General features: G+C 67.2%; 18 protein-coding genes. 12 read left to right on the forward strand and 6 right to left on the reverse strand.

Annotated features, from left to right (window positions below):
* Positions 1-4: 4 nt before the first annotated feature.
* From oprZ to U858_RS0110130, 3 genes are read right to left on the reverse strand one after another with little or no spacing between them, the layout of a single operon-like run.
* Positions 5-1,396: a multidrug efflux RND transporter outer membrane subunit OprZ gene (oprZ, locus tag U858_RS0110120; protein ID WP_025137043.1), complete on the reverse strand. Its 1,392-nt coding sequence runs from the start codon at positions 1,394-1,396 to the stop codon at positions 5-7.
* Positions 1,393-4,530 carry a multidrug efflux RND transporter permease subunit AxyY gene (gene axyY / locus U858_RS0110125; RefSeq protein ID WP_025137044.1) on the reverse strand — a complete coding sequence of 1,046 codons (3,138 nt, stop codon included), beginning with the start codon at positions 4,528-4,530 and terminating at the stop codon, positions 1,393-1,395. The genes oprZ and axyY overlap by 4 nt, the downstream gene beginning before the upstream one ends.
* Before the next feature lie 5 nt (positions 4,531-4,535).
* A complete protein-coding gene (locus U858_RS0110130; protein WP_025137045.1) occupies positions 4,536-5,711 on the reverse strand; it encodes a MexX/AxyX family multidrug efflux RND transporter periplasmic adaptor subunit in 1,176 nt (391 codons plus the stop codon).
* A 231-nt stretch (positions 5,712-5,942) separates the two neighbouring features.
* On the opposite strand from U858_RS0110130, the gene axyZ reads away from it, so the two are divergent.
* The 7 genes from axyZ to U858_RS0110165 all read left to right on the forward strand — a co-directional run bounded on the left by axyZ (position 5,943) and on the right by U858_RS0110165 (position 13,823).
* Positions 5,943-6,581, forward strand: coding sequence for a multidrug efflux transcriptional repressor AxyZ (gene axyZ, locus U858_RS0110135; protein ID WP_025137046.1), 639 nt, complete (start codon positions 5,943-5,945; stop codon positions 6,579-6,581).
* Between the two features lie 64 nt (positions 6,582-6,645).
* On the forward strand, positions 6,646-7,542 hold the full coding sequence (locus U858_RS0110140; RefSeq protein WP_025137047.1) for a LysR family transcriptional regulator: 897 nt from the start codon (positions 6,646-6,648) through the stop codon (positions 7,540-7,542).
* 255 nt (positions 7,543-7,797) lie between these two features.
* A complete protein-coding gene (locus tag U858_RS0110145) occupies positions 7,798-9,300 on the forward strand; it encodes an ABC transporter substrate-binding protein (RefSeq protein ID WP_025137048.1) in 1,503 nt (500 codons plus the stop codon).
* Between the two features lie 88 nt (positions 9,301-9,388).
* Positions 9,389-11,188: a gamma-glutamyltransferase family protein gene (locus U858_RS0110150; RefSeq protein WP_025137049.1), complete on the forward strand. Its 1,800-nt coding sequence runs from the start codon at positions 9,389-9,391 to the stop codon at positions 11,186-11,188.
* Positions 11,189-11,261: 73 nt separating this feature from the next.
* Positions 11,262-12,254 (forward strand): diacylglycerol kinase family protein, encoded by a 993-nt coding sequence (locus U858_RS0110155; RefSeq protein WP_025137050.1) that lies wholly within the window; start codon positions 11,262-11,264, stop codon positions 12,252-12,254.
* Positions 12,251-13,045, forward strand: a complete 795-nt coding sequence (locus U858_RS0110160; protein WP_025137051.1) for a metallophosphoesterase — start codon at positions 12,251-12,253, stop codon at positions 13,043-13,045. Before U858_RS0110155 ends, U858_RS0110160 begins: the two co-directional genes overlap by 4 nt.
* A 10-nt stretch (positions 13,046-13,055) precedes the next feature.
* Positions 13,056-13,823 carry a phosphatase PAP2 family protein gene (locus U858_RS0110165; protein ID WP_025137052.1) on the forward strand — a complete coding sequence of 256 codons (768 nt, stop codon included), beginning with the start codon at positions 13,056-13,058 and terminating at the stop codon, positions 13,821-13,823.
* On the opposite strand, the gene U858_RS0110170 is transcribed toward U858_RS0110165, so the two are convergent.
* The 3 genes from U858_RS0110170 to U858_RS0110180 are packed head-to-tail and all read right to left on the reverse strand — an operon-like array spanning position 13,794 to position 15,282.
* Positions 13,794-14,228, reverse strand: a complete 435-nt coding sequence (locus tag U858_RS0110170; RefSeq protein ID WP_025137053.1) for an NAD(P)-binding domain-containing protein — start codon at positions 14,226-14,228, stop codon at positions 13,794-13,796. The two genes, U858_RS0110165 and U858_RS0110170, sit on opposite strands and share 30 nt — an antisense overlap.
* Positions 14,225-14,671, reverse strand: coding sequence for a PaaI family thioesterase (locus tag U858_RS0110175; protein ID WP_029953715.1), 447 nt, complete (start codon positions 14,669-14,671; stop codon positions 14,225-14,227). The genes U858_RS0110170 and U858_RS0110175 overlap by 4 nt, the downstream gene beginning before the upstream one ends.
* Positions 14,668-15,282 carry a TetR/AcrR family transcriptional regulator gene (locus U858_RS0110180; RefSeq protein ID WP_025137055.1) on the reverse strand — a complete coding sequence of 205 codons (615 nt, stop codon included), beginning with the start codon at positions 15,280-15,282 and terminating at the stop codon, positions 14,668-14,670. The genes U858_RS0110175 and U858_RS0110180 overlap by 4 nt, the downstream gene beginning before the upstream one ends.
* 455 nt (positions 15,283-15,737) lie before the next feature.
* On the opposite strand from U858_RS0110180, the gene U858_RS0110185 reads away from it, so the two are divergent.
* From U858_RS0110185 to U858_RS0110205, 5 genes are all read left to right on the forward strand, one after another.
* Complete coding sequence (locus U858_RS0110185) at positions 15,738-16,850, forward strand: porin (RefSeq protein ID WP_025137056.1); 1,113 nt, start codon at positions 15,738-15,740, stop codon at positions 16,848-16,850.
* Between the two features lie 313 nt (positions 16,851-17,163).
* Positions 17,164-17,523, forward strand: coding sequence for an NADH-quinone oxidoreductase subunit A (locus U858_RS0110190; RefSeq protein WP_006217959.1), 360 nt, complete (start codon positions 17,164-17,166; stop codon positions 17,521-17,523).
* Positions 17,524-17,574: 51 nt separating this feature from the next.
* A complete protein-coding gene (locus U858_RS0110195; protein WP_006217960.1) occupies positions 17,575-18,051 on the forward strand; it encodes an NADH-quinone oxidoreductase subunit B family protein in 477 nt (158 codons plus the stop codon).
* Between the two features lie 81 nt (positions 18,052-18,132).
* Positions 18,133-18,759, forward strand: a complete 627-nt coding sequence (locus U858_RS0110200) for an NADH-quinone oxidoreductase subunit C (protein ID WP_025137057.1) — start codon at positions 18,133-18,135, stop codon at positions 18,757-18,759.
* Between the two features lie 3 nt (positions 18,760-18,762).
* Positions 18,763-20,019, forward strand: coding sequence for an NADH-quinone oxidoreductase subunit D (locus tag U858_RS0110205; RefSeq protein ID WP_025137058.1), 1,257 nt, complete (start codon positions 18,763-18,765; stop codon positions 20,017-20,019).
* Positions 20,020-20,039: the final 20 nt, after the last annotated feature.

Consider the following 20,039-nt stretch of genomic DNA (forward strand, 5'->3'; position numbering starts at 1 on the left):
GGCGCTACGAGGCCGGATCGCGGCCGTCGTCCCAGCCGCCCAGGGCCTTGTACAAGTCCACCGCATTCACCAGCCGGCGCTGCTGCAGCCGGATGTATTGCTGTTCGGATTCGAACAGGCTGCGCTGGGCTTCCAGCATCTCCAGGTAGTCGGCCACGCCGCGCGCATAGCGGCGCTCGGCCAGCCGCTGGCGTTCGCGGTCGGCGTCGCGCACCAAGCGCTGCGCCTCGATCTGGTCACGCAGCGCATCGCGCGCCGACAGGGCGTCGGCCACGTCGCGGAACGCGGCCTGCACGCTGCCTTCGTACTGCGCCACCGCGATGTGGCGGCGGGTTTCGGCCAGCGACAGGTTGGCGCGGTTGCGGCCGGCGTTGAAGATCGGCAGCGTCAGCCGCGGCGCGAAGGTCCAGTTGCCGGTGCCGGCGCTGAACAGGTCCGAAAAGCTGCCGGCGGTGGTGCCGATATCGGTGGTCAGTTGCACCGACGGGAAGAAGGCCGCGCGCGCCGCGCCGATGTCGGCGTTGGCGGCCCGCAGCACATTCTCGGCCTGGCGCAGGTCGGGGCGGCGCATCAGCAGGTCCGACGGCAGGCCGGCGGCCAGCGGCGTCAGGCTCTGGCTTTCCAGCGGCGCCGGGTCGATGCCCGCCGCCAGCGAGAAATCCCCCGCCAACAGGCCCAGCGCATGCCGCGCCAGGCTGGCCTCGCGGATCAGGTCGGCGCGGGTGGCGCGCGAGGTTTCCACCAGCATCTCGGCGGTGCGCAGGCCGATGGCGGTTTCCAGCCCGGCATCGAAGCGGCGCCGGGTCAGTTGCAGCGTCGTCTCGCGCAGCGCCAGCGTGCGGTCCGTCAGGCGCAGTTGCTCGGCCAGCGAGCGCTGGTTGAAGTAGGCCGTGGCGGTTTCGGCCACCAGCGCCAGCGTGGCGGCGCGGTGCGCCTCGGCGCTGGCCAGGTAGCGCGACAGCGCCGCGTCGGACAGGCTTTTCACGCGGCCAAAGAAATCCAGCTCGAACGCGGTGATGCCGACGGCGGCGCGATAGCGGTTGGCGACCGGCATGCGCGGCTGGCCGGGTTCCACGGCGCGGCCGCGGCTGAATTCGCCGCTGCCGTCGATAGCGGGCAGGCGTTCCGACTGCTGCACGCCGTACAGCGCGCGCGCCTCTTCGATGCGCAGCGCTGCCACGCGCAGGTCGCGGTTGTTGGCCAGCGCGGCTTCGATCCAGGCTTGCAGCGCAGGGTCGTTGAAATAGGCGCGCCAGTCTTGCGGCGGCGCGGCTTGGCCGGCCTGGGCCGGCGTGTCGTACTGCGCCGGCACGGGCGCCGCGGGGCGCTCATAAGTCGGCGCCAGCGAGCAGCCGGACAAGGCCAGCGCCAGCAGGGTCATGGCCATGGACTTCATGGCGTGGTCTCCAGCGATTCGCGGGCCGGGGGCCGCGCGGGGCGGGCGCGCATGCCAACCATGCGCCCCACGATAAGAAAGAACAGCGGCACCAGGAACACCGCCAGCACGGTGGCCGTGATGATCCCGCCCAGCACGCCGGTGCCGATGGCCGCCTGCGCGCCAGACGCGGCGCCGGTGGCCAGCGCCAGCGGCAGCACGCCCACGCCGAATGCCAGCGAGGTCATTACGATGGGGCGCAGCCGCAACCGCGCCGCTTCCAGCGTGGCCGACAGAATGCCCTGGCCATCGCGCACCAGGTCCTTGGCCACTTCCACGATCAGAATCGCGTTCTTGGCCGACAGGCCGATGGTGGCGATCAGCCCGACCTTGAAATAGATGTCGTTGGGCATGCCGCGCACCGTCACGCCCAAGAGCGCGCCGATGACGCCCAGCGGCACCACCAGAATCACGGCCAGCGGGATGGACCAGCTTTCGTACAGCGCGGCCAGGGCCAGGAACACGATCAGCACCGACAGCGCGAACAGCACCGGCGCCTGGTTGCCGGACAGCCGTTCTTCGTACGACTGCCCCGACCAGTCAAAGCCGATGCCGCGCGGCAGTTCGGCCGCCAGCGATTCCATCGCACGCATGGCCTCGCCGCTGCTGTGCCCCGGCGCGGCCGATCCGTTCAGCGTGAACGACGGAAAGCCGTTGTAGCGGTTCAGCTGCGGCGGGCCCATGTCCCACTTCAGCGTGGCGAAGGCCGACAGCGGCACCATCTGGCCTTGCAGGTTGCGCACGTGCAGCCGCGAAATGTCGTCGACGTCGATGCGGCGCTTGCCATCGGCCTGCACCATCACGCGCCGCACCTGGCCGTTCAGCATGAAGTCGCCGATATAGTCCGACCCATACATCACCGCCAGCGCGGTGTTGATCTCGTCGATCGGCACGCCCATGGCCTGCGCCTTGTCGCGGTCCACGCGCAATTGCAGCTGCGGCGCTTCTTCCTGGCCGGCGAACACCACTTCGGTCAGCGCCGGATGCTTGGCAGCGGCCGCCAGCAATTTCTGGCGCGCCTCGGTCAGGGCCTGGTAGCCCAGGCCGCCGCGGTCCTGCAGCCGGAAGTCAAAGCCCGACGTCGAGCCCAGGTCCGGCAGCGGCGGCGAGTTCAGCGCGAACACCATCAGGTTCTTGCGGTCGGCGAAGGCGGCGTTGATGCGCTTGACCACCGCGTCCACGTGCAGCGACGCCGCGCGGCGTTCTTTCCAGTCTTTCAGCGTCACGAAGAACATGGCCGAATTCGGGCCGCTGCCGTACTGGCTGAAACCGTTGACCGAATACACGTACTGCACCGGCTCGTGCTCCATCATGTAGCGTTCCACGTCCTTCACCACGGCCATGGTCTCGGCCTGGGGCGAGCCCTGCGGCAGGATCACCATGGCCATGAAGCTGCCCTGGTCCTCGTCCGGCAGGAACGACGACGGCAGCCGCGCGAACAGCAGCGCGGCCACGCCGATCACCAGCAGGTAGGCCAGGCCGAAGCGCACCGGCCGTGCCAGTACGCCCGACACGCGCGCCGTGTAGCGCACCGTCAGGCGCGCGAAGGCGCGGTTGAACCAGCCGAAGAAGCCGCGCTTTTCGTGGTGGCCGGCGGGAATCGGCTTGAGCAGGCTGGCGCACAGCGCCGGCGTCAGCGACAGCGCCAGGAAGGCCGAAAAGGCGATCGACACGGCGAGCGTCACGGCGAACTGGCGGTAGATGTTGCCCACGGCGCCGTCAAAGAACGCCATCGGCACGAACACCGACACCAGCACCACCGTGATGCCGACGATGGCGCCGCTGATCTGGCCCATGGCCTTGACCGTGGCGTCATGCGGCGACAGGCCTTCCTCGGCCATGATGCGCTCGACGTTCTCGACCACCACGATGGCGTCGTCCACCAGGATGCCGATGGCCAGCACCATGCCGAACATGGTCAGCACGTTGATCGAATAGCCCAGCGCCAGCATCACCCCCAGCGTGCCCAGCAGCGCCACCGGCACCACCAGCGTCGGAATCAGCGTGGCGCGCAGGTTCTGCATGAACAGGTACATCACGCAGAACACCAGCGCCACGGCCTCAAGCAGCGTCATCAGCACCTTCTGGATCGAGATCTCGACGAAGGTCGAGGTCTCGTACGGAATGTCCCAGGTGACGCCGGGCGGGAAGTACTGCGCCAGCTCGCGCATCGTGTCGCGGATGCGGCGGGTGGTCTCGACCGCGTTCGACCCCGGCGCCAGCTTGATGCCCAGGCCGGTGCCGGTCAGGCCGTTCACCCGCGACAGATACATATAGTCAGTGCCGCCCAGTTCCACCCGCGCCACGTCCTTCAGGCGCAGGGTGGCGCCGCCCGGCTGCGCGCGCAGCGGGATGTTGCCGAACTGTTCGGGTGTGTGCAGCGATTCGCCGGCCACGATGCTGGCGTTCAGCGGCGCGTCTTTCGGCACGGCCTGGTTACCCAGTTCGCCGATGGTGACGCGTGCGTTTTGGCTGCGCAGCGCCGTCACGATGTCGCCGGGCGTCAGCGACAGCGCGGTCAGCTTGGCCGGGTCGGGCCAGATGCGCATCGCCGCTTCGGCGCCGAACGACTGCACCTTGCCCACGCCTTCCACGCGCCGCAGCGCCTGCAGAACGTTGGACGCCGCCAGTTCGCCCAGCTGCATGTCGTCCAGGCTGCCGTCCGACTTCAGCGACACCACCAGCTGGATGTTGTCGGCGGCCTTTTCCACCCGCACGCCGTCGCGGCGCACGGATTCGGGCAGGCGCGGCTCGACCGCCTTCAGCCGGTTCTGCACTTCCACGGCCGCGATGTCCGGGTTGGTGCCCTGCTTGAAGGTCAGGTTGATGCTGGCCCAGCCGGTCGAATCGCTGCTGGACGAGGTGTACATCAGGCCCGGGGCGCCGTTCATCTCGCGTTCGATGATGGCGGTGACGGCCTCTTCGACCACTTTGGCCGAGGCGCCCGGGTAGCTGGCGCCGATGTTCACGACGGGCGGAGCGATGTCCGGATACTGCGCCACCGGCAGCGCGCGGATCGACAACAGGCCGACCAACGCGATCAGCAGCGAGATCACCCACGCGAAAACGGGGCGATCGATAAAGAAACGCGCCATGGCGGTTACCTTTTTTCCTGGTTTCCTGCGGCCGGGGCGGGCGCCGTGGGCGCAGCGCGCTCGACCGGTTTGATCGTCTGGCCGGGGGCCAGCTGCGTGACGTTCTCGACGACCACGCGTTCACCGCCCGACAGCCCCTGCGTGATGACCCAGTTCGGCCCCAGCAGGCGATGCGCCGTCACGGCAATGCTGCGCAACGCGCCGTCGTCGCCCGCTACCAGCAGGTGCGCGCCATCGGCGCCGCGCAGCAGCGCGTTGCGCGGCACCAGGTAGGTGTCGCGGTTGACGGCCTGCGCCAGCCGCACCCGCACGTACATGCCGGGCAGCAGTTCGCGTTCGGGGTTGTCGAACACGGCGCGCAGGGTGATGTTGTCGGTGCCGGGGTCGACCGCCAGGTCCGAGAACGACAGCGTGCCGCCGCGCCCGTATTCCGACCCGTCGGGCAGCACCAGCCGCACCCGCACCTGGTCGGGCGCGACGCCCTGCACGGCGCCCGCGCGAATCTGCTTCTGCAACTGCATGACCTCGGCCGCCGGTTGCGAGAAGTTGACGTAGATCGGGTCTAGCTGCTGCACGACCGTCAGCGGCGTGGCCTGGCCTTCGCCCACCAGCGCGCCCTCGGTCACCAGCGCCCGGCGGGCGCGGCCGTCGATCGGCGAGGTCACGCGGGCGTAGTCCAGTTTCAGCTTGGCGCTTTGCAGGTTGGCGCGGGCCAGCGCCACTTCGGCGCGGGCCTGGCGTTCCTGGGCCACGCTTTCGGCGTGGTCGCGTTCGCTGATGGCGCGGTCCGACACCAGGTCGGCGTAGCGGCGCAGCTTGTCGGCCGCGGCCGACAGATTGGCCTGGGCGCGCGCCAGCGACGCGGCCTCGGAATCGTAGGCGGCCTGCAGCGGCGCCGGGTCGATCTGGAACAGCGGCGCGCCGCGCGTGACTTCCTGGCCTTCTTCATACAGGCGGCGGATCACGATGCCGGCCACCCGAGCGCGGACCTCGGCCTCGCGATAGGGTTCCAGGCGGCCGGGCAGTTCGCTGGCCACGGCCGTGGGCGTGGGCCGGGCCACGATGACGCCGACGTCGGCGGGCGCCTTGGCGGCTTCAGAAGCGTCCTTGGGCGAGCAGGCAGAAACAAGAACCACTACGGTTGCGAGAGCGAGCGCTCTCAGGGGGACTGGGTGCGTCATTTTCTAAAAATTATTGTGGTGCGCCCGGGGAGGGCGAGAGAGGGAAGTGCGCGGGTTTTCCCTGTGGGGCACGCAGTCTATCATTTAATCCGTCATGCTTGATTAATTGTTTTGTTCAAAAGTATGCTGGCGCCTGCACACATATTTACAGTGCGCCATCGGCGGCCGTCGCAAGTCGGGCCGCCGTTTTCTTGTCCCGTTCCCGTCAACCCTTTTCAAGGAGATCTTTGTATGGCCCGCAAGACGAAAGAAGAATCCCAACGCACCCGTGACCGCATCCTGGACGCTGCCGAACACGTGTTCCTGTCCAAGGGGGTGGCCAGCACCACCATGAGCGATATCGCTGATTTCGCGGGCGTGTCCCGGGGCGCCGTCTACGGCCATTACAAGAACAAGATCGATGTCTGCATCGCCATGTGCGACCGCGCGCTGGGCGAAGCCGCACCCATGACCCGGGTGTCGACCGAGGGCGAGGCGCTCGAATCGCTCTATACCTCCATGCGCCAGTACGTGCAGATCTACGCCGAGGAAGGCTCGGTGCAGCGCGTGCTGGAAATCCTGTACCTCAAGTGCGAACGCAGCGACGAGAACGCGCCGCTCCTGCGCCGGCGCGACCTGTGGGAACGCCACGCCCTGCGCACGTCCGAAAAACTGCTGCGCGCCGCCGTCAGCCGCGACGACCTGCCGCGCGCCCTGGACGTGCGCCTGTCCAATGTCTATCTGCACTCCCTGATCGAAGGCGTGTTCGGCACCATCTGTTGGTCCGACCGTCTCAAGGGCGATATCTGGCCGCGCGTCGAGCGCATGCTCCGCGCCGCCATCGACACCCTGCGCCTGTCGCCGCAACTGCGGCTGCCGCAAGGCGCCTGAGCGCCCCAGGCCACCGGCCGCGTCGGGATCGCCCGGCGCCGGGCCGCGCCCCTACAATCCGGGCATGACCCTCAAGCAACTCGAAGCCTTCTATTGGGCCGCCACCTGCGCCAGTTTCGCCGTGGCGGCCGAGCGCCTGCACCTGTCGGTGTCGTCGCTGTCCAAGCGCATCACCGAGCTTGAAGAAGCGCTGGGTCAACCGCTGTTCGACCGCAGCGGCCACAAGGCCGTGCTCACCGATGCGGGCCAGCGGCTGGTGCCGCAGGCGCGCGAACTGCTGGCCGCGGCCGACCAGATCCGCGCATCCCTGGCCGAAACGCCCGGCCTGCGCGGCCGTTGCCGCTTCGGCGTCGGCGAATTGACCGCGCTGACCTGGCTGCCGCGCCTGATCGGCGTGGTGCGCGCCGCCTACCCCGACCTGGTGCTGGAACCCTACGTGGACATCGGCCAGGTGCTGGAGCAGCGGGTCGCCGACGGCGAACTGGATTTCGCGGTCATCGCCGGGCGCTCGTCGCGGGCCAACATCGCCTCGTCGCCCATCGGCCAGGCCGCGTTCTCGTGGGCCGCCGCCCCGGCGGTGCTGGACGGCGAAACCTGCATGTCGCCCGCGCTGCTGGCACGCCTGCCGCTGGTGACCCTGCCCGAAGGCGCGGGCACCACCCGCATCATCGACGACTGGCTGGCCGGGCGCGACATCGCCGGCCAGCGGCTCTCGTGCAACAACTGGGGCGCCATCGCGGGTCTCTTGATCGAGGGCACCGGCGTCGGGCTGCTGCCCAGTCATTGGGCCCAGGCGCTGCAGGCCGAAGGCAGCCTCACCGTGCTGCAAGGCGACCCGGAACCGGCCGCGCTGCCGTATTCCTTCCAGAACCGGCGCGACGATACCCGCCCGCTGGTCGCCCGGCTGCGGGAATCGGTGCTGGCGGCCGTGGATTTCTCGGCGCCTTGCCGGCTGCCGTGACGGCGCCCGCCTTCGGAGCGGGGCGTTTCGCAGGCGGGGGCGTCCGCAAGGCGGTCGCCGGGCAGGCCATTTAGGCCTTCGACAGCCGCCGCTCTATACAATCGCCGCGCGCCTGGCGCAGAATCCAACAAGAACGTGCGCAACGGGGGGATGGGCCCGGCGATGCAGCACGGCTCAGGGTCTGTTCCCTCATTGCCGGGCGGCGCGCCGCTGGCGGGCAGGGAAGCCGACCCCCTGAATCGACGGAGATCATTCATGCGTAAACTTTGCCTCGCCATGGCCATGGCGGGAATGCTGGCCAGCGGATTGGCGCACGCCCAGTCCACCCTGCGTATCGGCCTGCAAGACGATCCGGACGTGCTCGACCCGGTGCGCGCCCGCACTTTCGTGGGCCGTATCGTGTTCGCCTCGCTGTGCGACAAGCTGGTCGACATCACCCCGGACCTGAAGTTCGTGCCGCAGCTGGCGCAGTCCTGGTCCACCAGCCCCGACAACAAGACGCTGACCTTCAAGCTGCGCACCGACGCCGTGTTCCATGACGGCACCCCGGTCAACGCCGCCGCGGTCAAGGCCAACCTGGATCGCGCCCGCACGCTGCCCGACAGCAACCGCAAGAGCGAACTGGCCACCGTGGCCAGCGTCGATGCACCGGACGCCGAGACCGTGGTGCTGCACCTGGCCGAACCCGACGCCTCGCTGCTGTCGCAGCTGTCGGACCGCGCCGGCATGATGATCTCGCCGGCCTCGTTCGACAAAGACCCCGGCGGCAAGCCGGTGTGCTCGGGCCCCTACCAGTTCAAGGAACGGGTCCAGAACGACCGCATCGTGCTCGAGAAATTCCCCAAGTACTGGGACGCCGGCAACTATCACTTTGACCGCGTCGTCTTCACGCCGATTCCCGACAACACCGTGCGCCTGAACAACCTGCGCGCCGGCGACCTGGACATCATCGAGCGCGTGGCCCCCAGCGACGCCAAGGCCGTCAAGGACGACCCCAACCTGCGCCTGGCGCCGGTCACGGGCCTGGGCTTCCAGTCGATTTCCGTCAACCTGGGCAACGGCGCGCGCGCCAACAACCCGCTGGCCAAAGACAAGCGCGTGCGCCAGGCGCTGGACCTGGCCATCGACCGCGACGTGCTCAACCAGGTCATCGGCGAAGGCCAGTACCAGCCGGCCTACCAGCCGTTCCCGCCGGCCAGCTTTGCCTACAACAAGTCGTTCGAGCACAGCGGCCGCGATCCCAAGAAGGCCCAGGCGCTCTTGAAGGAAGCGGGCTTTGACCGCGTCAAGTTCGAGATCACCTTCGGCAACAACACCACCATGCAGCAGGTGTTCGAACTGGTGCAGGCCATGGGCGCCGAAGCCGGCTTCGACATCACCCTGCGTCCGGTCGAATTCGCTTCGCTGCAATCGTCGCTGGCCCGCGGCGACTTCGAAGTGGGCCAGAGCGGCTGGTCCGGCCGGGTCGACCCCAGCGGCAACATCCACCAGTACCTCAGCTGCAAGGGCAACCTGAACGACGGCAAGTTCTGCGACGCGGAAACCGACAAGCTGCTCAATGATGCCCGCGCCGAACCCGACACGGCCAAGCGCCGCGCCATGTACGACAAGGTGCTGTCGGTCATGCAGGACCAGCGTCCGATCGTCTACCTGTTCTACCTGCCCTGGACCTTCGGCGCGCAGAAGAAGCTGGACGGCTTCGTGCCGTACCCCGATGGCCTGATCCGCCTGAAGGGCGTCAGCCTCGCCAAGAAATAAGCCCTGATCGCGGGACCCGGCAAACGGGTCCCGTTTTTACTTATTGCTGCGGCCACCGGCTTCCCGCCGTCCGCAACAGGATCGCACCATGTTTACGACTCGCCCGGAAATCCTCGGCACCTTCGGTGTCGTGACCTCTACCCACTGGCTGGCCAGCTCGGCCGGCATGTCGCTGCTGGAACGCGGCGGCAACGCCTTCGATGCCTGTGTCGCCTCGGCCTTCGTGCTGCAAGTGGTGGAACCCCACCTGGTCGGCCCGGCCGGCGAAGTGCCCGCGGTGTTCTATTCCGCCCGCACGCAGAAGCTGGAAGTGCTGTGCGGCCAGGGCACCACGCCGGCCGGCGCCACGCTGGACCGCTACCGCGCCGAAGGTCTGAAACTCATCCCCGGCAACGGCCTCCTGGCCACCGTCATTCCCGGCGCGTTCGACGCCTGGATGCAGCTGTTGCGCGACCACGGCACCATGCGGGTGCGCGACGTGCTCGAACCCGCCATCTATTACGCCGAGCACGGCCATGCGCTGATGCCGCGCATCTCCAACACCATCGCCGGCCTGAAGGACTTCTTCCAGACCCACTGGCCCACCACCGCCGAGATCTACGTGCCCGGCGGCAACGTGCCCGAGGCCCGCAAGCTGTTCCGCAACCCTGCGCTGGCCCGCACCTGGACCCGCGTGCTGCACGCCGCCGAACAGGCCGGCGGCGACCGCGAGCGCCAGATCGAGGCTGCCCGCGACGCGTTCTACCGCGGCTTCGTGGCCGAGGCCATCGACCGGTTCGCCCGCGGCAACGAGGTCATGGACGAAAGCGGCGAACGCCATCGCGGCGTCATCACCGCCGACGACCTGGCCGGCTGGTCGGCCAGCTACGACAAGCCCGCCACCTACGATTACCACGGCTACACCGTCGCCAAGGCCGGCGCCTGGAGCCAGGGGCCGGTGTTCCTGCAAACGCTGGCGCTGCTCAAAGAAATGGACCTGGCCGGCGTCGGGCCGAACAGCGCCGAATTCGTGCACCGGGTCACCGAGGCCATGAAGCTGGCCTTCGCCGACCGCGAGGCCTACTACGGCGATCCCGCCTTCGTCGACGTGCCGCTGGACCAGTTGCTGTCCGACGACTACAACGCCGCGCGCCGCGCCCTGATCGGCGAGCAGGCCTCGCACGAACTGCAGCCCGGCCTGATTCCCGGCTTCGAGGCCCAGGTCGCCCGCGTCATGGACACCCTGCAACGCCTGTCCAAGGTCTCGGCGCCCGGCAGCGTCACCAACGAGCCGACCCTGGCCGACATGCGCGCCTCGGTCAAGCGCGGCGACACCACCCACGTGGACGTCATCGACCGCTGGGGCAACATGATCTCGGCCACGCCGTCGGGCGGCTGGTTCCAGTCTTCGCCGGTCATTCCGGAACTGGGCTTCGGCCTGAACACCCGCGCCCAGATGTTCTGGCTGGAAGAAGGCCTGCCCGGCACGCTGGCGCCCGGCAAGCGCCCGCGCACCACGCTCACCCCGTCCCTGGCCTTGCGCGACGGCCGGCCCTACCTGGCCTTCGGCACCCCGGGCGGCGACCAGCAGGAACAATGGCAACTGCTGTTCTTCCTGCGCCACGTGCACCATGGCTTGAACCTGCAGGAAGCCATCGACCTGCCCATGTCGCACACCATGCACTTCCCGTCGTCGTTCTATCCGCGCGACCGCAAGCCGGGCCACCTGGCCGTCGAAAGCGGTTTCGGCGTCGACACCATCGAGGCCCTGCGTGCGCGCGGGCACCAGATCGAGGAAGTGCCGCAATGGTCGGTCGGCCGCCTGACCGCCGCCTCGCGCGACGCCGACGGCCTGCTGCACGCCGCGGCCACGCCGCGCCTGATGCAGGCCTACGCCGTCGGCCGCTAGGCCTTCAGGCTATCGTGCCGCGCGGCGGCTTGCGCTGCCGCGCGAGCCGCCGCGGTTGCGGCGATTTGCCGCCATGGGCTATCTTTTGCCCATGACGCCAAACCAGCAGAACCCGGTGACAGGGGCTCGTCCCCTGACGGGACAAGAACCTCTCTTCATCGTCCTGAATACCGGCTCCGGGCGCGGCGACGCGCAAGTGTTGCAGGACACCATCCGCCGCGTGCTCGACGAGGCCGGCCGCCCCTACCAGCTGATGCCCGTCGACGACCCGTCGCGGCTGACCGAGACCGCGCAGGCGGCCGTGGCCAACGCCCGCGAGTCGCAAGGCATCGTGGTGGCCGCCGGCGGCGACGGCACGCTCAATGCGGTCGCCAGCCGGGTGGTGGGGCAGGGCGTGCCGTTCGGCATCCTGCCGCAGGGCACCTTCAACTACTTCGGCCGCCGCTACGGCATCTCGCAAGACACTGAGCCCGCGCTGCGCAGTCTCTTGGCCGGCGAGCTGCGGCCAGTGCAGGTGGGCATGCTCAATGGCCGCCTCTTCCTGGTCAACGCCAGCCTGGGCCTGTATCCGCAATTGCTCGAAGACCGCGAGGCCTACAAGCAGCGCTTTGGCCGCAGCCGCCTGGTGGCCCTGTGGTCCGGCCTGGTGACCCTGCTGCGCGCCCCGCGCCAGCTCAGCCTGCGGCTCGAATACGAAGGCCGCGCGCGCGACCTGCGCTCGCCGACGCTGGTGGTGGGCAACAACCGCCTGCAACTCGAACACATCGGCATCGACCCCTCCGAGCTCGACCGCAACCGCCTGGTCGCCATGGCTGCGCGGCCGGTGGGCACGCTGGCGCTGTACGGCCTGCTGCTGCGTGGCCTCTTCAGCCGCCTGGGTGACGCCGAACACGTCATCAGCTTCGCCTTCGACCGTCTCACCGTGGCCATCCGCGGACGCCATCGGGTCAAGGTCGCGATGGACGGTGAGATTTCCTGGATGGACACCCCGCTCGAATTCAAGGTGTCCGAGCATCCCTTGCCGCTGGTGGTGCCGGCGGACGCGGACGCCGGAGCGCGCTCATGACGCGCATCCTGCAGTTCTCCGACACCCACTTCGGCACCGAGCGCAAACCGGTGGTCGAGGCCGCGCTGGACCTGGCCCGGTCGCTGGCCCCGGACCTGGTCGTCATCAGCGGCGACATCACCCAGCGCGCCCGCCGCGGCCAGTTCGCCGCCGCCCGCAAGTTCATCGAGCGCCTGTCGCTGCCGGTGCTGGCCGTGCCGGGCAACCACGACATTCCGCTCTACAACGTCTTTGCCCGGGCGCTCAATCCCTACGGCAACTACAAGCGGGCGCTGGGCGCCGTGCTCGAACCCGTCTTCGAGAACGCCGGCTTGCTGGCCATCGGCGTCAACACGACCCGGCCGCGGCGCCACAAGGATGGCGAGATCTCCGATACGCAGATCGCCCGGGTGGCGCAGCGCCTGCGCCAGGCCAGGCCGGGCCAGTTGCGGGTCGTGGTGGCGCACCACCCGGTGCGCGCCAAGGTCGAGTCCGACCGCCACAATCTGCTGTTCGGCCGCGAACGCGCGCTCGCGGCCTGGGCCCAGGCCGGCATCGACCTGATCCTGGGCGGCCACATCCACCTGCCTTACGTGCTGCCGGCCAGTGCAGACCCGGCGCTCGCGGCCGGCTGGGTGGTGCAGGCCGGCACCACCTGCTCGCGCCGGGTGCGCGGCAGCATCCCCAATTCGGTCAACCTCATCACGCGCGAACCCTCTGGCGAGGGGCAGGTCTGCCACGTCGAGCGCTGGGACTACGCCGCCGCCACCCACGCCTTCGCCGCGGTCGACAAGACCCTGGTGTCGGGATAGCGGGGGTACGATGACCGCCGCCTATGCCGAGTGGGTCGCCTCTCACGCGCTGCTCCTCTTGATCCTGTTGCCGCTGGTGTCGGCGGCCTTGGCAGTGGCGCTGGCCCGCGCTTATGTGCTGGCCAGTCCATCCGCCCGCCTGGCCGGCTTTGCCGGTGTCGTGGGGCTGGCTTGTGCAGCCTTCCTGTCCCTGGCCGCCGCGGTCACCCGGCCGGGCGGCGTGGTCGAGTTCGACAGCGCCCTGGCGTCTGCGCTCAGCATGTCGCTGTCCGATTCGCTGTTGTGGCTGCTGTCGTGGTTCACCACCCTGGGCGATCGCGATTTCCTGACCGTCATCGCCGCGGCCATGACCGCCACGCTGCTGCTGCGGCGGCAATGGCTGCTGGCCGCCTTCTGCGCGGCCGCCACCGGCGGGGGCGGCGCGCTCAACTGGTTGCTCAAGCATGGCTTTGAACGCGTCCGGCCCGAGCACGACCACGGGTTCGCCACCGCGGTGGGGTGGAGCTTTCCCAGCGGCCACGCCTCGGCCGCCATGGCGGTGTACGGCGCGGCCTGCTATCTGGCCTGGCGCCTGGCGCCCCGGCCGTGGCGCCTGCCCGGGGTGGCCCTGGCCGCCGCGCTGGTCATGGCGATCGGGCTCAGCCGCATCCTGCTGCAGGTGCATTTCGCCAGCGACGTCGCCGCCGGCTTTGCCATCAGTTTCGCCTGGCTGGCGCTCTGCGCGGCCGCGGCCGAGCGCCTGGGCCGCTCATCGCGGCAGGATCAGGGCATTCAGTAACCGCGCCTGCGGCTCGCCGGCAGAGGCCGGGCGCAGCGGTGCGCAGGCATAGCGCCCGCCGGCCGTGGCAATCGCCTGGTCCAGCCGGCGCGCCCGCTCCGGGGGCGGCGGTTCCAGGTCCACGATCAGCTTGCCCGCCACCTGCGCCGTCACCTCGCCGTCGCTGAAGCGTTCCAGCGTGCGGTCGATCTCGCGTTCGCGCGGCAGCGCCAGCACGATGGTGTCCGATTCGGCCAGCGCCTCGCGCGCCGAGGTCGCCAAGGTGGCGCTGCCCCGAAAGTCTTCGCAGCGGTCCGGATCGATGTCATAGACCGTCAGGGCGATGTCGGGCTCGGCCGCCAGCAGCCGCCGTGCCGCCAGCGTGCCGGTGCGGCCCATGCCCACGATGCTGATCCGCGGGCTCATGGCTTGGGCACCGACCAGGTGCTGACGATATGCGCCAGCGGCTCGTCCGACCCGGCGGCGGTCAGGATGACCTCGCCCGCCGACAACCGGCCCACCTTCAGCAGCCGCGCATCGGCATGAATCGCCCCGGCCGGGCTCTTGCGCAGGAAATTGATTGTCAGGCTAGCCGTCACGGCGTGGGCCTGCCCGGTGGCGCCGACCACCGCCGCGTACATGGCCAGGTCCGCCAGCCCCATCAGCATGGGCCCGGCCACGATGCCGCCCAGCCGCTGGTGGCTGTCGCGGGCAGGCAGCACCGCCAGCGCGGTGCCGCGGCCGATCTGCTGCACCTCGATGCCCAGCAGCAGTGAAAAAGGGTGTTGTTCGGCCAGCAGCAGGCGAAAGTCGGCCAGGCTGATCAGCGGCGCCTCGGCATCGGCGCAGGGCAGGGTGGTGGCGGTCATCGTTGTTCCAGCGCGTTGCAGTAGTGATCCAGGAGGACGTCGGCCCGCTGGCCCAGGGATTTCAGGCGATGGGTGTGCAGCAGCAGCAACAGGCCGATGAGATAGGTGAAGACATTCATCTGCTCGGCCAGCACGGTTTCCGGGGGCCAGGCCTTGGTCCGCCCCAGGGCGACACCCACCAGGTCCACGCATTGGCGCAACCGGCCGTTGAGCTGTTCGTCCATGTCGCGGCCCAGGCCGCGCGGCCCCAGTCCCTGGAACAGGTACAGGCCCAGGGAGAAATCGGTGCGGCGTTCGGCGTAGTAGCCAAAGAAGGCCTGGATCGCCCGGCGCGCGGCCATGGCCGCCTCGCCGCCCGCAGTCGCCGCCGCCAGGTGCGCGTGCAGCCGCTGCAGGGATTCGTCGAGCAGGGCGCCGTACAGGATCTCCTTGCCGCCGAACCAGGGGTAGATCGCGCCTGTGGTGCACCCCGCCTCCTTGGCGATCGCGCGCAGCGTGGTCTTTTCCAGGCCGTCGCGCTCGAACACGCGTTGCGCGGCGTCCAGGATCATCTGGCGGCGCAGGGCGCTCAGGCGTTCATTGCGGTCGGCGCGTTGAGTCGGGGTGGGCATGTTTCCAGGGAGCCGCGGTGGGCCATTGGGGTATCTCGGTGTTCTCAAATAATATCGATGATTTATTTATATAACAACGTTATTGAAACTGACGCGAAAGATCGGACCCAATCCTCGAGGGCGGCTCGGGCAAACGCAGGTCGACGGGTCTTGCGGGATGGGAAAGGCGCCTGAAAGAAACGCCCTCGATGCGGCTCATTTATTAGGGCCAGGGCTGAAAGTCGCATGGATACGTGGTCGTTTGCAAAACGCCGGGTTAGCCCTAGTGCCATTGGCGCGATGTTGCAATATCCCAACAGGGCTGTCGCAAACCTGCACTTTTCTGACCCGGACCATAGCCAGCCCCCCTGATTTTTGATGCAATAGCGTCAACTTCCCTTCGCGGAGTTAGGGGGGCGGCAGGCTGGTTTGCTGGATTGCTGCTCTTGTCACTCAAATCAACGGAGATTTCTTAAATGAAAAAGACTCTGCTCGCTGCCGCCCTGCTCGCCGGTTTCGCCGGTGTCGCCCAGGCAGAAACGTCTGTCACCCTGTACGGCATCATCGACACGGGCCTCGGCTACAACAAGATCAGCGGTGGTACCGACGCTCAGAACGGTAGCAAGTTCGGCATGATCAACGGCGTCCAGAACGGTTCGCGCTGGGGTCTGCGTGGTTCGGAAGATCTGGGTGACGGCCTGCGCGCTGTTTTCCAACTGGAATCGGGCTTTGATTCGGGTAACGGCACGTCGGCCCAAAGCGGCCGTCTGTTCGGTCGTCAAGCCACCGTCGGTCTGGCCAGCGACAGCTGGGGTCAACTGGACTTCGGTCGCCAAACCAACATCGCGTCGAAGTACTTCGGCTCGATCGACCCGTTCGGCGCTGGTTTCGGCCAAGCTAACATCGGTATGGGCCTGAGCGCCACGAACACCGTCCGCTACGACAACATGGTCCTGTACCAAACCCCGTCGTTCAGCGGCTTCCAGTTCGGTATCGGTTACTCGTTCAACGCCAACGACACCAACACCGCTCAAACCGGCTTCAAGACCGCCGACAACACCCGCGCCATCACGACCGGCCTGCGTTACGTCAACGGCCCGCTGAACGTCGCTCTGTCGTTCGACCAACTGAACGCCTCGAACAAGCTGACCCAAGGTCAAGTTGACGCCACCCCGCGTCAATACACCATCGGCGGTTCGTACGACTTCGAAGTTGTGAAGCTGGCTCTGGCCTACGCTCGCACGACCGACGGCTGGTTCGGTAGCCAAGACGTCAAGACCTCGGCCGGCACCGTCGGCTTCGGCACCAACGCCTTCGCTGATGGCTTCAAGGCCAACTCGTACCTGGTCGGCCTGTCGGCCCCGATCGGCGGCGCTTCGAGCCTGTTCGGTTCGTGGCAGCGCGTTTCGGCCAGCGGCACGCAGCTGACCGGCGACGACGCTACGATGAACGTGTTCAACCTGGGCTACACGTACGACCTGTCCAAGCGTACCAACCTGTACACGTACGGTTCGTATGCCAAGAACTACGCCTTCATCGACGGCCTGAAGTCGACCGCTGTCGGCGTCGGCATCCGTCACCGCTTCTAATCGAAAGCAGGGCGCAAGTCCTGCCTCGATTCGCAGTGCATGAGCGGGCTTCGGCCCGCTCATATGAAGCCACCTTTCGAGGTGGCTTTTTTTATTTTCAAATGGGATTTTGCGGCCACTGTGCGGGCGTTTTGCGGCGCGTGCGGACAGTATGGGCGTGGCTTGCGTTAAGCTTGTTTTCCTCCGCCGAAAACTGCCATTGTTCCATCAGAGGAATGCAGTCTTTCACCCGCTGTTCCCGCTACAGAGTTCAGCCAGAAGTAACCGCGCGAATGCTACAATCCTAAGGTTTGCGCATTTGACGGACGCCTGAATGAACCTGCAACAGTATTTCCCCGTCCTGCTGTTTATCGTAGTGGCCACCCTTATCGGGTTCGCGCTTCTGACGGCCGGCTCCCTCCTTGGCCCGCGGCGTCCTTACGCCGAGAAGCTATCACCCTATGAGTGCGGCTTCGAAGCCTTCGAAGACGCTCGCATGAAGTTTGACGTGCGCTACTACCTCGTGGCGATTCTGTTCATTCTTTTCGACCTGGAAATCGCGTTCCTGTTCCCCTGGGCCATCGCCCAAGGTACGGTCGGGCTCGTCGGCTTCTGGACGGTCATGGTTTTCCTCGCCGTGTTGACCGTCGGCTTCATCTACGAATGGAAAAAGGGCGCGCTGGACTGGGAATAACCCGCTGCCGGGTTGTTCACTGCATTTCACTGCACGCTATCAGAGACGAATATGGCTATAGACGGCATTCTCAAGCAAGGGTTCATCACTACCAGCGCCGACAAGTTCCTCAACTGGGCGAAGACGGGCTCGATGTGGCCCATGACCTTCGGCCTGGCCTGTTGCGCGGTCGAGATGATGCACGCGGGCGCGGCCCGCTACGACCTGGACCAGTTCGGCATCATCTTCCGTCCCAGCCCCCGCCAGTCCGATCTGATGATCGTCGCCGGCACGCTGTGCAACAAGATGGCGCCGGCGCTGCGCAAGGTCTATGACCAGATGCCCGAGCCGCGCTGGGTGGTGTCCATGGGCTCCTGTGCCAATGGCGGTGGTTACTACCACTACTCGTATTCCGTGGTGCGCGGCTGCGATCGCATCGTACCGGTAGACGTCTACGTGCCGGGCTGCCCGCCCACGGCCGAGGCGCTGGTCTACGGCTTGCTGCAGATGCAGAACAAGATCCGTCTGACCAACACGATTGCGCGCTGATTCTTCGTACCGGTCCGCGGCTGCCACAACGCCGCCGCAGGCCTCTTCGAAACAGCGTATCGGTTCACCTAAGCGTACAAGATGATGACCAGGCTCGAAACCCTGAAAAACAATTTGCAGACCACCCTCGGCGCGGATATCGCGCTGACCGAGGCGTTGGGCGAGCTGACGCTCGAAGTGCCCGCGGAACAGTGGTTCTCCGTCTGCAACAAGCTGCGCACCGAAGCCGGCCTGCGCTTTGAAACCTGTATCGACCTCTGTGGCGTCGACTACCTGACCTGGGGCAACGGCACGCGCGAGCTGCCCGAGGAAGCCAACGCCAAGGTCCACCGCGCCCGTTTCGCGGTCGTCGTGCACCTCTTGTCCATCGAGAACAACTGGCGCCTGCGCGTGCGTACCTGGGCCGCCGACGACGAATTCCCCATCGTTGCCTCGCTGATGGATTGCTGGCCCACTGTGGGCTGGTTCGAGCGCGAAGCCTTCGACCTGTACGGCATCGTCTTCGAAGGCCACCCCGACCTGCGCCGCATCCTCACCGACTACGGCTTCATCGGCCACCCGTTCCGCAAGGACTTCCCGCTGTCCGGCACCGTCGAAATGCGCTACGACCCGGAACAACGGCGCGTCATTTACCAGCCCGTCACGATCGACCCGCGCGAGATCACGCCGCGCGTGGTCCGCGAAGACACCTACGGCTTGGGGCGTTAAATCATGGCAGAAATCAAGAACTACACGCTTAACTTCGGCCCGCAGCACCCGGCTGCGCACGGTGTGCTGCGCCTGGTGCTCGAGCTGGACGGCGAAGTCATCCAGCGCGCCGACCCGCACATCGGCCTGCTGCATCGCGCCACCGAAAAGCTGGCCGAGCACAAGACCTACATCCAGGCGCTGCCCTACATGGACCGCCTGGACTACGTGTCCATGATGTGCAACGAGCACGCCTATGTCATGGCCATCGAAAAGCTGCTGGGTGTCGAAGCCCCGCTGCGCGCGCAGTACATCCGCGTGATGTTCGACGAGATCACCCGTCTCCTGAACCACCTGATGTCGCTGGGCTCGCACGCGCTGGACGTGGGCGCCATGGCCGTGTTCCTGTACGCCTTCCGTGAACGCGAAGACCTGATGGACTGCTACGAAGCGGTCTCGGGCGCGCGCATGCACGCGGCGTACTACCGTCCGGGCGGCGTCTACCGCGACCTGCCGGACACGATGCCGCAATACGGCGACACCAGCAAATACCGCGGCGAAAAGGAAATGCGCGTCATGAACGACGCCCGTTCCGGTTCGCTGCTGGACTTCATCGAAGACTTCACCAACCGCTTCCCCGCCTGCGTCGACGAGTACGAAACCCTGCTCACCGACAACCGCATCTGGAAGCAGCGCCTGGTGGGCATCGGCGTGGTCGATCCCGAACGCGCCAAGGCGCTGGGCTTCACCGGCCCGATGCTGCGCGGTTCCGGCGTGGCCTGGGACCTGCGCAAGATGCAGCCCTACGAAGTCTACGACCTGCTCGATTTCGACATCCCCGTGGGTGTCAACGGCGACTGCTACGACCGCTACCTGGTCCGTATCGCCGAAATGCGTGAAAGCAACCGCATCATCCGCCAGTGCGTGGAGTGGCTGCGCAACAACCCGGGTCCGGTCATGATCGAGAATCACAAGATCGCCCCGCCCAAGCGCACCGCCATGAAGACCAACATGGAAGAGCTGATCCATCACTTCAAGCTCTTCACCGAAGGTTTCCACGTGCCCCCCGGTGAAGCGTTTGCCTCGGTGGAACACCCGAAGGGCGAGTTCGGCATCTATCTGGTGTCGGACGGCGCCAACAAGCCGTACCGCCTGAAGATTCGGGCCCCCGGCTTCGTCCACCTGCAAGCGCTGGATGAAATGTCGCGCGGTCACATGATCGCCGACGCCGTCACCATCATTGGTACGCAAGACATCGTTTTCGGCGAGATCGATCGCTGATCCGCCCAGACAGTCACGAG

It is taken from the genome of Achromobacter sp. DH1f, from assembly GCF_000633435.1.
GTDB lineage: Bacteria > Pseudomonadota > Gammaproteobacteria > Burkholderiales > Burkholderiaceae_B > Achromobacter > Achromobacter deleyi.